At 51.8% G+C, this 13,236-nt stretch carries 15 protein-coding genes and 2 pseudogenes; 6 read left to right on the top strand and 11 right to left on the bottom strand.

The genetic code is table 11. The features are described 5' to 3' along the window. Positions 1-515 precede the first annotated feature (515 nt). The 4 genes from PF1751_RS12595 to PF1751_RS12580 all read right to left on the bottom strand — a co-directional run bounded on the left by PF1751_RS12595 (position 516) and on the right by PF1751_RS12580 (position 4,224). Positions 516-2,027 (bottom strand): sensor domain-containing diguanylate cyclase, encoded by a 1,512-nt coding sequence (locus tag PF1751_RS12595; protein ID WP_044287098.1) that lies wholly within the window; start codon positions 2,025-2,027, stop codon positions 516-518. 296 nt (positions 2,028-2,323) lie between these two features. Then, complete coding sequence (locus PF1751_RS12590; protein WP_044287097.1) at positions 2,324-2,854, bottom strand: hypothetical protein; 531 nt, start codon at positions 2,852-2,854, stop codon at positions 2,324-2,326. A gap of 116 nt (positions 2,855-2,970) precedes the next feature. Continuing rightward, positions 2,971-3,195 (bottom strand): DUF2188 domain-containing protein, encoded by a 225-nt coding sequence (locus PF1751_RS12585; protein WP_041478933.1) that lies wholly within the window; start codon positions 3,193-3,195, stop codon positions 2,971-2,973. Between the two features lie 189 nt (positions 3,196-3,384). Beyond that, on the bottom strand, positions 3,385-4,224 hold the full coding sequence (locus tag PF1751_RS12580) for an alpha/beta fold hydrolase (protein WP_044287095.1): 840 nt from the start codon (positions 4,222-4,224) through the stop codon (positions 3,385-3,387). A 496-nt stretch (positions 4,225-4,720) separates the two neighbouring features. On the opposite strand from PF1751_RS12580, the pseudogene PF1751_RS29445 reads away from it, so the two are divergent. Next, positions 4,721-4,941, top strand: a pseudogene (locus tag PF1751_RS29445) (hypothetical protein). Here the strand turns inward: PF1751_RS29445 and PF1751_RS29440 are convergent. Further along, a pseudogene (locus tag PF1751_RS29440) lies at positions 4,935-5,179 on the bottom strand (hypothetical protein). The pseudogenes PF1751_RS29445 and PF1751_RS29440 sit on opposite strands and share 7 nt — an antisense overlap. A 597-nt stretch (positions 5,180-5,776) precedes the next feature. On the opposite strand from PF1751_RS29440, the gene PF1751_RS12575 reads away from it, so the two are divergent. From PF1751_RS12575 to PF1751_RS12570, 3 genes are all read left to right on the top strand, one after another. Then, positions 5,777-6,187: a response regulator gene (locus PF1751_RS12575; RefSeq protein WP_044287094.1), complete on the top strand. Its 411-nt coding sequence runs from the start codon at positions 5,777-5,779 to the stop codon at positions 6,185-6,187. Between the two features lie 162 nt (positions 6,188-6,349). Continuing rightward, on the top strand, positions 6,350-6,577 hold the full coding sequence (locus PF1751_RS28345; protein WP_080923199.1) for a DUF6555 family protein: 228 nt from the start codon (positions 6,350-6,352) through the stop codon (positions 6,575-6,577). Positions 6,578-6,729: 152 nt separating this feature from the next. Beyond that, a complete protein-coding gene (locus PF1751_RS12570) occupies positions 6,730-7,422 on the top strand; it encodes a DUF421 domain-containing protein (RefSeq protein ID WP_044287093.1) in 693 nt (230 codons plus the stop codon). Positions 7,423-7,524: 102 nt separating this feature from the next. On the opposite strand, the gene PF1751_RS28340 is transcribed toward PF1751_RS12570, so the two are convergent. Beyond that, positions 7,525-7,890 carry a histone-like nucleoid-structuring protein, MvaT/MvaU family gene (locus PF1751_RS28340; protein ID WP_080923198.1) on the bottom strand — a complete coding sequence of 122 codons (366 nt, stop codon included), beginning with the start codon at positions 7,888-7,890 and terminating at the stop codon, positions 7,525-7,527. A gap of 68 nt (positions 7,891-7,958) precedes the next feature. Continuing rightward, on the bottom strand, positions 7,959-8,348 hold the full coding sequence (locus tag PF1751_RS12560; protein ID WP_044287091.1) for a low affinity iron permease family protein: 390 nt from the start codon (positions 8,346-8,348) through the stop codon (positions 7,959-7,961). A gap of 230 nt (positions 8,349-8,578) precedes the next feature. Between PF1751_RS12560 and PF1751_RS12555 the strand changes: the two genes are divergently transcribed. Beyond that, positions 8,579-9,079, top strand: a complete 501-nt coding sequence (locus PF1751_RS12555) for a YciE/YciF ferroxidase family protein (protein ID WP_039768421.1) — start codon at positions 8,579-8,581, stop codon at positions 9,077-9,079. A 242-nt stretch (positions 9,080-9,321) separates the two neighbouring features. Next, positions 9,322-9,582 (top strand): hypothetical protein, encoded by a 261-nt coding sequence (locus PF1751_RS28335; RefSeq protein ID WP_144407257.1) that lies wholly within the window; start codon positions 9,322-9,324, stop codon positions 9,580-9,582. 1,324 nt (positions 9,583-10,906) lie between these two features. Here PF1751_RS28335 and PF1751_RS28325 read toward each other — a convergent pair. The 4 genes from PF1751_RS28325 to PF1751_RS12535 all read right to left on the bottom strand — a co-directional run bounded on the left by PF1751_RS28325 (position 10,907) and on the right by PF1751_RS12535 (position 12,995). Then, positions 10,907-11,365 (bottom strand): hypothetical protein, encoded by a 459-nt coding sequence (locus PF1751_RS28325; protein ID WP_080923237.1) that lies wholly within the window; start codon positions 11,363-11,365, stop codon positions 10,907-10,909. Between the two features lie 94 nt (positions 11,366-11,459). Then, entirely contained in the window at positions 11,460-11,846 is a 387-nt protein-coding gene (locus PF1751_RS29115) for a hypothetical protein (protein WP_158497709.1), read from the bottom strand. A 202-nt stretch (positions 11,847-12,048) separates the two neighbouring features. Beyond that, positions 12,049-12,546: a hypothetical protein gene (locus tag PF1751_RS12540; RefSeq protein ID WP_044287088.1), complete on the bottom strand. Its 498-nt coding sequence runs from the start codon at positions 12,544-12,546 to the stop codon at positions 12,049-12,051. Between the two features lie 167 nt (positions 12,547-12,713). Then, on the bottom strand, positions 12,714-12,995 hold the full coding sequence (locus tag PF1751_RS12535) for a hypothetical protein (protein WP_052806522.1): 282 nt from the start codon (positions 12,993-12,995) through the stop codon (positions 12,714-12,716). Positions 12,996-13,236: the final 241 nt, after the last annotated feature.

The raw sequence follows: 13,236 nt of genomic DNA, 5'->3' as shown, positions 1-13,236 counted from the left end.
ATTAAAGTAACTTCGCTTACAACTGACCTTTTCAAAAACTTTGATGGAAGCAGCCTCCGCTGGCTTTGAACACGATTGCCGACAGGCCTGTCGAGGTTTAAGGGTGAGCATGGCAGTTAATGCGTTCGGGATGGGAAAGCTGATTCCTAATTACCTAGCGAGCGAGAGCGGCCCTGACACCAGTTCACGATTATAATTAACGACACCGTACTTGCAATGACAGCAACTGTTACCCGTCTAACGCCGGTGAGGACATCCTATTGGGTGGGACTGATTATCCACGGCGAGGAGAGGTGAAAAATGAGGTTTACAAGGAATGCGGGATTTCACGTCGGAATCATAAATGCTCACAGACTTACATTCCTGTTCGGTAGCGCAATTTTCTGTGCCGGCACGCTCATCATCTTTTCCAAGTTCGTAAGCAAATTGTTTTAAACCATCGACGCGGCGTGCCTCCCGAGTACGCCAAGAAGTCTAGCTGTACAGGGGTGGAACTGGATCTCACAGTAAACATTCTAACTTTGTACTCGATTGCGTCCTTTTGACTTCGCGGCGTAAAGTAAACGGTCAGCCTTGAGCAGAAAATCCTTGTAATCCTCCTCCCCTGTTTTGCAAGTCGAGACCACACCTGAGCTTATTGTGACAACGCCTAATGGGCTCACCGAATGTTGAAATTTTGCGTTAAAAAGCGAAATTCTAATATTTTCTGCAACCATGACCGCACCTGCAAGTTCAGTGTCCGGAAGTAGAATTACAAATTCTTCCCCACCGTAGCGAGCCACGATATCACTTGGCCTATTGACGCTGGCTGCAAGAACGTTCGATACGCGTACAAGGCAATTATCGCCGCCTTGATGGCCATAATGGTCATTATATTGTTTAAACAGATCTATATCCAGAAGGATCAAGGATATGCATGTCTGATTCCTCGTGGCACGCTTCCATTCTTTATCCAATGCCAAATCAAAACTTCTTCTATTGGCTAGGGAAGTGAGACCATCTGTATGGGCTATCATCTCTAGCTCATTTCGGATTACTTTGAGCTCGCGCTCTGCGATAAGCAGCTGTTGGATCTGCCGATATAGCAAGCCACCTAAAAACGCTAATGCCAATATGATGGAGCCTACCAGTGCAACCGATTGGTAAACATATGACCACCATGGCGCAAATACATGCTCATACGAAACTCCGGCTGCTGCGACGATAGGCAGCCCAGTCAAGCGACGATAGGCGTAGATGCGTTCAATACCATCTACAATAGACTTGATTATTGCAGTACCGCTATCGCTCTGAGGTAGGTACCGGCTAAAAATTTCACCTTTTGAAAGATTGGTTGTCATCAATGCTGCGACGGTCGGGCGTCGCGCGAGGAGCTCGCCGTTATCGAGTGCTAGGAAAATTACTCCTTCGTCGTCAACGGCCATACGTTTGAAAAAGCTTTGGAAATATGAAACCGGAACCGTGGCTAACGCAACCCCTGCAAAGGCTCCATCGGCTGTTTCGATACGCCGGCTTATAGGAATCACCATATCCCCTGTCGTTCGACTTTCCACTATCGAGCCAACGTGGATGGACTGGTCATCGTGCTCACGGTGATATCGAAAGTAAGCTCTGTCGCCATTGTTTTTGTTTTGCACACCTTCGGAAAACGAATTGGCCATCCAATTGCCTTGCGCATCGAAGATGAATAGCCCCTGAACGCCTTCAATGTTGTTCACCTGACGGGCCATCAGCTTTGCCAACCGCTCCTGTTGATCAGGGCCGCTTCCATCGTGCGCTACACGCTCTGCCAGATCTCGCAAGGTATTATCAGCCTGCAGCATCGTGTCACGGGCCTGCTGTTCAGCGGCAAGTACAATGTTCGAAACAGTTATTTTGGCCGCGTCTACTCGCTCACCGGACGACTGCACAATCTGCCAAGCAGTAGCAAGGATTAACGATAAACAAACAAGAAGAATGAAACCTATCAGCGAAAGGGACAGGGCTTTAGGTGTCAGCCTTGCATAGATCGGTAAGGAGAGCGTCATATATACCCCTTCAAATTGGCGGTGGGCTTAAGCGAGCAATTTTTATACCGGCATCGAAATAATAGCGCTTCACCCGCAGCTCCGGAATCCCTGAAAATCTGCGCAAAAAGGCGTTGCTCTTCGCATATCCCACCGCAGTTTGACACCTACACGACTGGATGCTGCACAAACTCATGGATTGAAGACCGCGAACGCAACGACTCCCACTTTCTTCATCGTAGAAGGATCCCCGTCCTGGGTACCGCAGACCCACGAATGGGCATGATGGCGGGAATCGTTCCGGGCTTCAGCGCGGTTCACTGCCATCCTATCCTAGAAATGATATCGCGCCGGTAAGGCGTATCGATCTGCGACGGCACTTGTTTGATGTAGTCGCGCGCGCTCTCAAGTATTTCTCCGCTTAAGCCGGCGAGATAGGCAACAGCGTCCTCGGCAGCGGGGACGAGCCCCTCGACGCCTCCGAACCTTGGAGGCAGTCCTGTCCAAACTACCGCGTCCAATCGGCGGGCGATCGCCCATTCAGCGATGACTCCCGCTGGGTTCGTCCCGACCACGAAAGTACCGATGCCATCCTCCCGGTCTTGAGGAACCCCTTCCCGAATTCTAAGAGCCTCGCGTGCCGCATCAAGCTTGTCCAGATCCAATACCGCCCAAAGCACTTTACACCCAGGTGCGTTTGCACAGATGGCTGTCGTCAGATCTCCGTTATCACTGACCCGCGCGAACTCGATGGGCAACGCAGGGCCGTCCATAAACCACTCGCTCGCAAGCGGTAAGGTGTCCGGTTTCCAGATCAGCGATCCCCATCCTAGACATGCAATTACCATGATCAGCACCTGTGTTTGAGACGAAGTTCACTCGCAATGCGTCCAGCCCTCTAGTCAACCGCGTGCAAGGCACTCCGGTGCAATGGGCACTGCCCCTCCTTGGGTAACTAGGCCGTTCAGCCTTTGGTTTTTCTAGGATCTGCTGATCGGGGAAATGTACGCTCCTCTTGAATCGTGCCGTCCTCTTTGTGGATTTTGAGAGAGGCTGTCTTGCCCTGAAGAAATTCGCTCGCTATCTCGGTAATTTCTGCTTTGGTAGATGCGGTCTTGGAGGCGCGTTGCGCGCCCTCTTTGACGAGTTCCCAAAGTTTTTCCGTTTTTTTGATGTGATAGTTATCCATTGGCTCACCTCTGATATGACAATCAATACCTGTCAGGTTGACCATAGGAGAACCGAAGAGTTTGAACGGATTGGCGGCATTCTGGATGCTTACGGAGATCCCCTTAATTTTTCTCGGGACGTGGGGCAAATGCCAGAAGCATGGGGCTGTAGCCGCTATACAGCAGTAAGAGTTTTAGCATGGCAAAGATTAAACAGTCTTAGCTGGCTGCAAGCGTTGCTTACCAGCGCGGTTAGCGATCTCCGGCGCTGGGCCTTCACCGTTCTGCTGCCGGCAAAGAAATTCCCGTATCAAAACAGCAGTTCGCCTGGCACTGGTCACTACGAAAAAATGCCCCTCACCCTTGAGCGCGCGCAGTTCGGCTTGTGGAATTGAGCGTCGCAGGATATGCGCGTTGTATGGCTGCACGAGGGTGTCACGATCGCCGATGAGGATGAGCGTGCGTATGCGCAAACGGGATAACCGCAGCAGACTTGTCCAGCCTACTAAAGCGGTTAGCTGGCGGTGATAGGTTCGCAGGCGTACGGTTAGCATTCGCTTTACAACACCGAAACGCAGCAGCGCCTGTGTCGAATTGGCTGAACCATCTCGTTCGGGCTGTTTGCCGCCTGCGTTCCCTCTAAAAAATTCCAGGATGTCGGCGGGCTTTACCAGTAGTACCGGGCCCGCAGAGGTCGCCGCCAGGATAAGCCTGCGTACCATCGTGGGATGACGAAGAGCCAACTCTTGCGCCAAAGCACCGCCCCAACTCACGCCGAATACATCAACATGGTCAAAACCCAGTTGCTTGAGCATTTCGGCGATCAGATCGGCATGACTCGGCAAACGCATAGGCCAGCGGGGCATCTGCGACTTGCCGACACCAGGTAAGTCCAACGTGATCGTTGTGTAGTCGCCTAGTTCGTCGCGCAGAGCATCGAAGGTTTTGATCAAACCTCCCAGACCGTTGAGTAGGAGTAGCGGAGGGCCTTGGCCGGTGATTGAGACATTCACCTGCAAGTCTTTAACGGTCATCATTCGGCTCGGCATGGACACCTCCTCCGTCATTGGTGAAGCAGTGTAGACGAGCAGTTATGTGGCGTTCGACCACCGCCTGTCCTCCTAACATCTCGGTATTTTTGTCTATGCCCAACCCATTCTGATAAAGGCTTTCAGAGGCTTGGTGATCACGCAATTCAGGGCCACGATCTTAGGTAGAGGAACCCTCATCCGGGACGGGCGCCTAACAGTTGAACCCCTCAGCTTGAGAAAGACAAAATGGATATGTCCGAGGCAACGCAAATCATGGAAGCGCTTTCGACCAATGCAGTAAACGTTAAGCTCGTTGAGGGTTGGTCACTAACATCTATTGTTGTGACAACACATCCTAATGGTCAGCTCCATCCCCTGCTACGTTCTCGGCAAATCGAAACCCCTATCCGACGAAGAGCAGCCTGACTGATCAGCCTGGCATCCAAACAGCACTCCGGCTCACGAATGTATTGAGGATAATTTGTCTTATTGGGATTGGATTCAGTGGCCAGCGATGGTCGTCACCGTTCTGGCCGCATCGCTCATCGGATTGCAGCGACCAAAACGGCGAATGACAGGGTTTGTGTGCTTCAGCGTGAGCAACGTGTTGTGGTCATATGGGGCGCCTACGCAGGAGCATATGCGTTGATCGTATTGCAGGTTTGCCTTTTTCTGATGAACCTTCGTGGATTAAGGAAAAATTCGAAGGGCAAAGAAGATCAGAAGATTCAATAATGACGGTGCCCGTCGAAGTTTTTTTTAAAACCTCGGGCATTCATTCCCAACAGTACGCACTCAAGAAATCAGAGCATACGCCTCAGCATGAAGTCCCCAGGCCACCCAAAGCGTATTGCTTAGGATGCCCCCCCCAAAAAGCGATCATCCGGCGGTACGCTCGTTGCGAGCCGATGAACCAGGCTGAGATGACTGTTACAGCCATCGCTGGCCACTGAATCAGATCGATGTAATCCATGTGCGCTCCGCATTTTGAGGTGCATCCTTGCTTCTAGCATGTTCTGAATTCATCTATCCGAAACGATCCCAAGGCTGATGTTCTCGAAGGGTTGCTACACAAGGTTGTTCAGGCTCGCGCATACCAATGCCCAACGCTGAAATCGACGTGTTCAAGGCTTCATTGACGATCAACCCGAAGCGTTACTCATGTCCGGCGCACCCTGCCTCCGAGATCTACCTGAACCCGATTTGTCGCAATCGCTTTCGAATCGGAATGATTCTAAATGCGCCTACTCGGCACAGGTTGTTTTGATAGATACCTCGGGGTGAAGGTTCGAAAAATTGCGTAATGTTTGATCTAGATCAAGGGATTGCTAAGCAGCACCCATAGCCCGAAGCGCACAATTGGTTCTGAACCCGATGCTCTTGCGGGGCGACTAGAAAAGCGAGGCGCCACGCTCCTCAAATACGCTGCGAGGATATCTGCAAGGGACATATCGTGAGTCGAGAATCCCGCGTGCTCCAAGCGCTTTCAAGGCACACGCGATATTTTCGCTTACACTCATGCAAACCGTTCCGCCCGTTCGGTCGGTTTCTCGGATTAGAGGAGGATTGTTTGAACGTAAACTGGGAAGGATTGCTGCCGATTCGCGGTGAGGTCATCGTCATTGAGGACGACCCAACTTTACAGTTGCTCATGACCGATATCATGGATGAGATTGGCGCGAAGACTGTCCCGTTCGCGACGGCGGATGATGCGTTGACCTATCTGCTCGAAGCACATGGTGAATGCGCCTTGGTGATCGCCGATCACGGCGTTCCCGGACAAGTCCAAGGCATTGAATTCATAGAGATGGTTAAAGGCAGGTGGCCTCACATCGCTGCGATACTTACCTCGGGATATCTGATCGAGAGCACCGCAGTGCCAGCTCGTACCATTTACCTGCACAAACCCTGGTCACTCGATGAATTGGTGACAGCAGTTGCGGAGCTTTTGCAGCCCGGTAAACCGATTAGCAAACGCTAAGCTTGGCTTCGAAATGGTAAGACCAGGCAGGCCATGGTTGGTGCTGAGCCTGTAGGCCTGCAACACTACTGCTCATGAAACCAGTCCGGTGCTGAAGGCCCTGATTTTTTGAATTTTTCCGCGCCCGATGACTCCGTTAGATCAGAGCAGACGGAGTGAGTCATGGAAAACAATCTATTCGTCATCAACTACAAGCTTCATGATGCGCCAAAATCCTTCATCATCCGTAGCAAAGCAATGCAAAACGCCGATGCATGGCATTGGGCTAGCTGCGATGCGGGTGTAGCGCCCATTCCCAGGCCTGGTCGCCCGCCACTGAAGATGGTGTCCAAACCTCAAGCCGAAAAATACGGCATTACCGATGTCACCTGGCGACCCAGCTCAACGTAGCAGGGCGTGCTATGACGCGGGCTTTTGATAAATGCGCTTCATTCGTAGCCGCCCGCAAAGTCCGATTACCCGCTGGATACTCCGACATCAGCTTTTGAAACCAAAGGCTGTTTCGATCTGTCGTTTACTTTGAGAATAAAATCGAGGACAAGATGTCGCCTTTTGATATCCAGCGGATGCTGATAGACGAATTTCCCTTAGCGTTTTTAGTGGAGGTAGGTTTCAGGGCCACATTCGCTTTTCTCGCAGTTTTTCTTTTTTTGAAATCCAGCGGTCGACGAGGGATCAGACAGCTTTCACTTTTTGAGCTAGTCGTGATTTTAACATTGGGCTCCGCCGCAGGAGACGTGTCCTTTTACCATGACGTTCCGCTACTCCCGGTCGCCGTAGTATTTCTTACGCTCCTGCTTCTCTACCGCCTCACCGTCCTGATAATGACGAAGAGTAAAAAATTTGAAGCTTGGATGGATGGGCTTCCGGTAACCGTGATCCGTGACGGTCTCTATGAGCTCAAGTCTTTAGAAACGCTGAACATCTCATCTAACGAATTGTTGATGGAGTTACGACAGCAAGGGGTTGAACATCTCGGACAAGTAAGGCTCGGGCTGGTTGAGACCGACGGCGACGTCAGCCTTTATTTTTTCGAACAGAAGGATCTGCGCCCTGGGCTGTCCGTCCTGCCATTAGAGCATCGTGCCGAGTTTGAAACTGCGCCTGCGTCGGGTTTGTATTGCTGTGTAAATTGCGGGTTCTCCCAGCATATCGTGGAAGCCCAAAGAGCAGACTGCCCTCGGTGCAACCACGATATTTGGTCAACTGCACTCAGTAGATCACGCTGTCGGTGACGCCCTGCCGCAATATCGTTCGCCCTAACAGCGCGCGCAACGCTGCAACTCCGCGCCCGACGAAAAAAGAGCCCCGTAGAGCTCTTTTATCTCAACGTACAATCATTTGGTCAGCCATGACTCAACGGTTTCAGAACCGTGCTCAGCTTTCCAGTCTTTAAGTCCGCGATGGTTGCCGCCCTTGGTTTCGATCACTTCACCAGTGTGCGGATTTTTATAGGTCTTGACCTGCCGTGCCTTACGGCGTCCAAGATTCGATTGGACAGCGGGTTCGCGGCGACCAGCTCGTGGGTCAAGCACGTTGATTACGTCTTTCAGGCTGTAACCGTATTTCGCAAGGAGATCACGCAGCTTAGTCTCGAACTCAATTTCTTTTTTAAGATCAGCGTCGCCTTTAAGCGCTTCCAGCGCCTTGAGTTGTTCTGCGAGATGTCTTTCTAATTGGCGGTATTCTGCGAGCTTGGACATGGACATTCTCTATGGACGGTTGGTGAAGGTCTGTATGAAATAATATCTCAGATTTACAGATGGATAATCTAGCGATGATCATCACTGCGTGCAGAATCAACCTTAATCTGACCCGATTCACCTAACGTGCGGTATTGCTCACGAAGTTTTCTGAGTTCACTCGACCCCATTTGCTCCAAACCCAGCGTGGCATTCTGCGCATCGTGGGTAGCTCGTATAAGCTCATCGAGCTTCAAATGCAGGATGTCGTTGTCACGGTTCTGGGTGTTTTGAATCAGAAACACCATCAGAAAGGTAATGATCGTGGTCGACGTATTGATGATAAGCTGCCATGTATCGTTGTAGTGGAAGTATGGGCCGGTCGCGGCCCAGGCGATGATCAACAGAATTGCGCTCAAAAATGTCTTCGGGCTGCCAGCCCAATTGGATAGCGCTTGGCAGAAAAGGGAAAATCTCATAACACACACTCTGAATGAACACAGTCTGTTGACCGCATAGAAGCCAGAAATACTTTATTACATTTTAACCGTCTGTCGGGTTCGAGTTGCCCGCACGTTTTCATTGAGCACCAACAAAATTTGAACGCCTGATTCCAACGACTGGTCATTTCTTCATGCAGCCCACATGCGTGGACATGCAAATGACGCGTCTCGACACCGAGACTTATACAGTGGAGAGGAGAAATAAGATGGCTAGAAAAACTGTTGAAGACCTGTTTATCCACGAACTTTCCGATATTTACAGCGCGGAGAAACAGATCACTCGCGCCCTCCCCCGCATGGCACGTGCGGCGACCAATCCTCTCTTGGCTGAAGCCTTCAATGCGCACTTGGAGGAAACCCAAGGACAGATTGAACGGATTGATCAGCTCGTCGAATTGACTGGCTTAAAACTCAAGCGCATGAAGTGCGTAGCGATGGAAGGACTGGTCGAAGAATCGAAAGAGCTTTTGGAGGAAATCGAGAAAGGTGCCGTTCTGGATGCGGGACTTATCGGCGCCGCGCAAAAGGTGGAGCACTACGAGATTGCCAGTTATGGCACCCTGATCGCCATGGCCAAACATTTGAATCTGACGGATGCTGCCAAGCTCCTCAGCGCAACGCTTGCGGAGGAGAAGGCTACGGACGACAAATTGTCGAAGATTGCCGAGCAAGGCGGCAATCAAGCGGCCACGATGGAGTCTAAGTAAGGTCTAAGCTACGACTGGGCGACGTTGATCGGACGACGTCGCCCTTCTTACGATCCGTTTCGAATTCAGGATTTAGCGCCGCTTCATTTCAGGCGCGTATTCTCCTAGACTCATTTGGGGTGCTTGCGTGCCACGGTGAAACGAGCCGTTCCTTCGCTGACGGCTGGAATTACGCCAGCGCGTATCGCGTCAACTATGAGCTGTCGGGTAGCCTCTACGTCTAGCGTCTTCCCCACATTCTCTTGCATGAATTGCCTGCTAATGAAATAGCGCCCGCAAGCGGAGCAATCGATGACCTGCCACTCCCCTACTTCGTATTGAAGCTTTGCATCTTCCCAACAAATCCAGCACATACATTTCATAAATCCAGCGGTCTGGTGCTGCAAGGGCCGATTGTCGACGGCAGCAACGAGCCGGCCGGCGGATGGTTGCTAATCGATGTTGAGCAGTACGAACTGCCGCTTGAGCCACCGGCCAACCTCAACGGCTGGACATGGGAGTGAGCATGAATGGTGCATTTACGCGCATCGACCTGCCGCCAGCGATTCGGGTAACGCTTACTCCGATAAGCAGCTCCGCGTTTCGAGTTAGCTCCAACGAGCGCATTGGCTCGATTGCTGTCGCCGCGAACAAACCCGCTGATGTCCTATCTGCAGGTAGTCATAGGATGGTCTCGCGCACCCTAAAGTTTTGAGACTTCCCGCACCTGTCGATTGAGTTATTTTCCCAGCGTACGGTATCGGCAGTAATCACCGGCCTATGGTGGTGCCCCAGCCTCTGACTAACGAGCCACAGCCTTGTCGCCTGGACGGTCACTATCTTTCCCCAGAACTCCTTCTTTTTGAGACCGTCGGCGCTTACAACCTAGCTACCGCACTCAACGCTCAACTATCACACCATGGAAGTTGGGTTCCAGCACCCCAGCCGACGCCCCACAAATTGAACAGCTCATACGTCACTCCCTGCAGTCCTTGCACTGTAGCCGAACGCTGGTCACTCTCCACCTATCACGGAAGGCTCATGACGATTCTTGCCAACAAAAGCTGTTTCGCCCCGGTTAAAGGGAGGCTTCTGAAGATCTTCGAGCGTTGGATGCTACTTAGCCGTAGAGCTGTTCCCTTCTACCGGACGACCATCAAGGACAGGCAGCGGATCGGTTTGAATGCCAGTGAGTATGGAGGCCCAGGCTGCGTAAGCTTGCGCGTGACGGGACACAGCTTCATCCCAGCAGCTGCCTGTCATCTCGTGCGAGACGACAAGCATCATGAGTTGGTTTGTGGCTGCGTCGAGATCTAGCAAGCGATGATGGGCGTTGAATCGGAAATCGTCGGTCGAAGGCATGATGGCACGCATTTTTTGATTAAGTGGGTAAGAGCATCGACGCTCCCCACATGACATCATTATGACACCGTCAGCTATCGTTGGTTCGGAAGCGTAGACGACCGGTATCTAAAGCGCTTGGCATCCAAACGAGGCTGTTGAAAATCGACCTGTTGCGATGGCGCGTCGAACTGCGGAGATACTCAGAACCAGCTAGTGAGCTGTCTGAGAGCGTCCGCTTTTGTTGGACACTTGCCAATCGACTTACAGCCATCATCGGTGCAAATTACCCCATGTGGACTAGCCAAACGCTCATTTTGCCAGCGCCCTGTACTCTGGGCACGACCAGAAGCTATCCCAAGAAGGTGCTGCGGAGGCGTTCTGGGAATCGTCATCACGCCTTTGCAACGCGAGAGATAACCTTTCCTGGCCAACCACAGAGACTTGGTGATGGAGTGGAGGCGAGACGCGTATCGGGTGCTTATCGCCTGGAGTCAATGTCTCCCATCACTTGGGGCGCTTCGAAGCAATAAGAGCATCGAAGGCTCCCTTGCTCGAATGCCCCTCCCGTATTCTTGCGACCAAAAAATCCGCATCCAACCCTGCTGGGTCAAAATGTTCTCGGGCATGCCGAACGATGCTCAACCAGAGTCCAAAAGGAACTGCTGTGTTATCACCATTTCTGTATCGATAACTTGGGCGCTGAAGCAACGACGGAGCTCGCAATACAAGGTCGTCACACAGCCGTTGGAAAATTTGGAAGGGTGTCTCGCTCATCCCGATTAGGGAGGGATGGGTGAGGCGGCTGATCGATTGGATAGCTGACTCGGTATCAACGGTATGCAGGCTCGATAAAAATCGTACATCGGCTTCGAACGCCGCTGGCCCGATTGACGCTACTAGTCGTTCAACAGATTCGAGTTCTGATAGGTTGTCACGGCCCAGCGTTCTTACGTGCTTCTCCATCATTCTCCTCCCGCTGACTAATTCCCTGCTTTCCATACTCAAGAGACCACTCTGATCCACTGGAGTAACATCGTGGGCATTCGGGAAATTGCCGTTACTCGTCATCAAGCGCCAATCGATGTTGTTCCACGTGCGCGACTTCGCGCTCCCAAGCCTCTAGAAAATCAGTCCAATCATGCCAATAGAATCCTGCCTCCACGCGACCTGCTGACCCCAGAGCCACCGCGAAGCGGGATCTCCAAGGTTCTGGGATATCTGCATCGCGAATAATCCAGCACCCTACGGGATGAGCCTCCCTAGGCAGCCGAACCAGTTCAGCGTGGTCGAGATGGCAGGCGCTCAATGGAACTTCATGATCAAGTCGTTCAAGCTCATCCAATCGTTCCAGGATCGCTCGTGCGCTTTGATCGCCCGGTACCAGTTCAGCGAGCAGCCATAGCGCCTTCCTTCGTTCTCGTTCTCGTAGCCAGATATCACTCATCACGACGCCCTGGGAGCACGTATGTACTCATGGTTAGTTGAGTGGGTGCTGCGCAGTTGTCCGTCAGCCTTATCCATAGATTGCAAGTCCAGGCTACGCCTCCCAAGCAAAGGTCGGACGGGAGGTAGAGAGGTCAGTTTCATAAGTTAGCGATCTCTCGACTACGCAACCACAACGCACGTCGAACTAACGTTCGCGGTGATTAGCGAACAATGATTCCGTGCTTCGCAAAATCGCTAAGGAGTGTTTTGCGACCAAGCATCGCTGGAAGCTTGAAAATGTTCCTGTATCCATACCAGAGCCCCATCGGCATGATGACCAACCCGAGTCCAAATGTTGCCGTGGCAGCAATAATGGCCGCAGGAATTGAGCCGAGCGAGAACACCACGCCTTTCAATATTGTCGATCTTGCGATCAACCGGATGTCATCCAGATCGTATTCAACTTTTCCGGCTTTGTTTTCAAAAGCCAGCACCACAATGGTCTTTTTCGAGATTCTCTTGAAATACCAGGTTTGTGGAGTCTCGGTCGCCATCGCACCATGAATTTTCAGGTATTTCGGAACAACCACCTGTTTGAAATAGAATGTTTCTCCGTTTGCATCTTCAAGTCGCACTCGACTGTAAAGAGCATCAAGATCGCCTTGCGCTTGGACGTCATAATTTTTGATCGTCACGGTTATTTTTTCGAGGTCAGCCATTTTTCATCCTTAAGCGCTTCGGTTTTCGGAAGGCGCGGCTATCTGAATACCCATCAAACCCCTCCTGATGGCGTCGTTCATGCGGTAAACGTTGGAAATGAAGTTGAGGTTAATTGTCCTTTTCTTCATCCGGCTCGGTGCTACAGATAATCTGGGCCTCTAGACTTTCAACAGTCGTGCTCGCTTGTGATCACGTAGTGATCTCCTCCGATACTGCGAACCAGCTTGAAGCCGTCCTTCTCGGCGATGCACCGCACGGGAGGTGTCGCGATTGTCATACCGTTTTTCGACACTCCCGATTGATCACTGTAGACAAGCGCTACATAGCGCTCCCCCACTCTCGCTGCGCTGAAAAGAAATGCGTCGACACCGACCGCCCAGTCGACGTGCTGAGCCCGGACGACTTCTGGAGGCAAGCCTTGCAAGGCGCCCTGGTGTTCCTCAGCCATCTGGCGGACTCGCGCGTAATCACAATTAAACATGTGCTTGATTCTCGACAATTGATGAAACTATTACGAACAACGAGCGATACGCCCCCGTCCTCTAGTAGGCTCGTAGTACGCGGTGCGATTTAGTAAATAATTGAAAGAATTGAGTGAGCCTCCAACCGCGGTCACGCTGCGTACGCAAACCATACTCATTGCTGTGCATGCTGAGCCCGCTGTGTCCTGCCACGCCGCTGATTAGTGC

The organism is Pseudomonas simiae (assembly GCF_000934565.1).
GTDB classification, from domain to species: domain Bacteria; phylum Pseudomonadota; class Gammaproteobacteria; order Pseudomonadales; family Pseudomonadaceae; genus Aquipseudomonas; species Aquipseudomonas simiae.
The sequence above is the reverse complement of the archived record's forward strand: the minus strand, read 5'-3'. Positions and strand labels throughout refer to the sequence as shown.

Excerpts from the sequence above, each read along its gene's own strand:
- PF1751_RS12555 (WP_039768421.1), top strand. The coding sequence starts at position 8,579 with ATGGCTAGAAAAACTGTTGAAGACCTGTTTATCCACGAACTTTCCGAT.
- PF1751_RS12560 (WP_044287091.1), bottom strand. The coding sequence starts at position 8,348 with ATGAGATTTTCCCTTTTCTGCCAAGCGCTATCCAATTGGGCTGGCAGC.
- PF1751_RS28325 (WP_080923237.1), bottom strand. The coding sequence starts at position 11,365 with ATGGAGAAGCACGTAAGAACGCTGGGCCGTGACAACCTATCAGAACTC.
- PF1751_RS12595 (WP_044287098.1), bottom strand. The coding sequence starts at position 2,027 with ATGACGCTCTCCTTACCGATCTATGCAAGGCTGACACCTAAAGCCCTG.
- PF1751_RS28345 (WP_080923199.1), top strand. The coding sequence starts at position 6,350 with ATGGAAAACAATCTATTCGTCATCAACTACAAGCTTCATGATGCGCCA.
- PF1751_RS12580 (WP_044287095.1), bottom strand. The coding sequence starts at position 4,224 with ATGCCGAGCCGAATGATGACCGTTAAAGACTTGCAGGTGAATGTCTCA.
- PF1751_RS28340 (WP_080923198.1), bottom strand. The coding sequence starts at position 7,890 with ATGTCCAAGCTCGCAGAATACCGCCAATTAGAAAGACATCTCGCAGAA.
- PF1751_RS29115 (WP_158497709.1), bottom strand. The coding sequence starts at position 11,846 with ATGAGTGATATCTGGCTACGAGAACGAGAACGAAGGAAGGCGCTATGG.
- PF1751_RS12585 (WP_041478933.1), bottom strand. The coding sequence starts at position 3,195 with ATGGATAACTATCACATCAAAAAAACGGAAAAACTTTGGGAACTCGTC.
- PF1751_RS12590 (WP_044287097.1), bottom strand. The coding sequence starts at position 2,854 with ATGGTAATTGCATGTCTAGGATGGGGATCGCTGATCTGGAAACCGGAC.
- PF1751_RS12540 (WP_044287088.1), bottom strand. The coding sequence starts at position 12,546 with ATGGCTGACCTCGAAAAAATAACCGTGACGATCAAAAATTATGACGTC.
- PF1751_RS12570 (WP_044287093.1), top strand. The coding sequence starts at position 6,730 with ATGTCGCCTTTTGATATCCAGCGGATGCTGATAGACGAATTTCCCTTA.
- PF1751_RS12535 (WP_052806522.1), bottom strand. The coding sequence starts at position 12,995 with ATGGCTGAGGAACACCAGGGCGCCTTGCAAGGCTTGCCTCCAGAAGTC.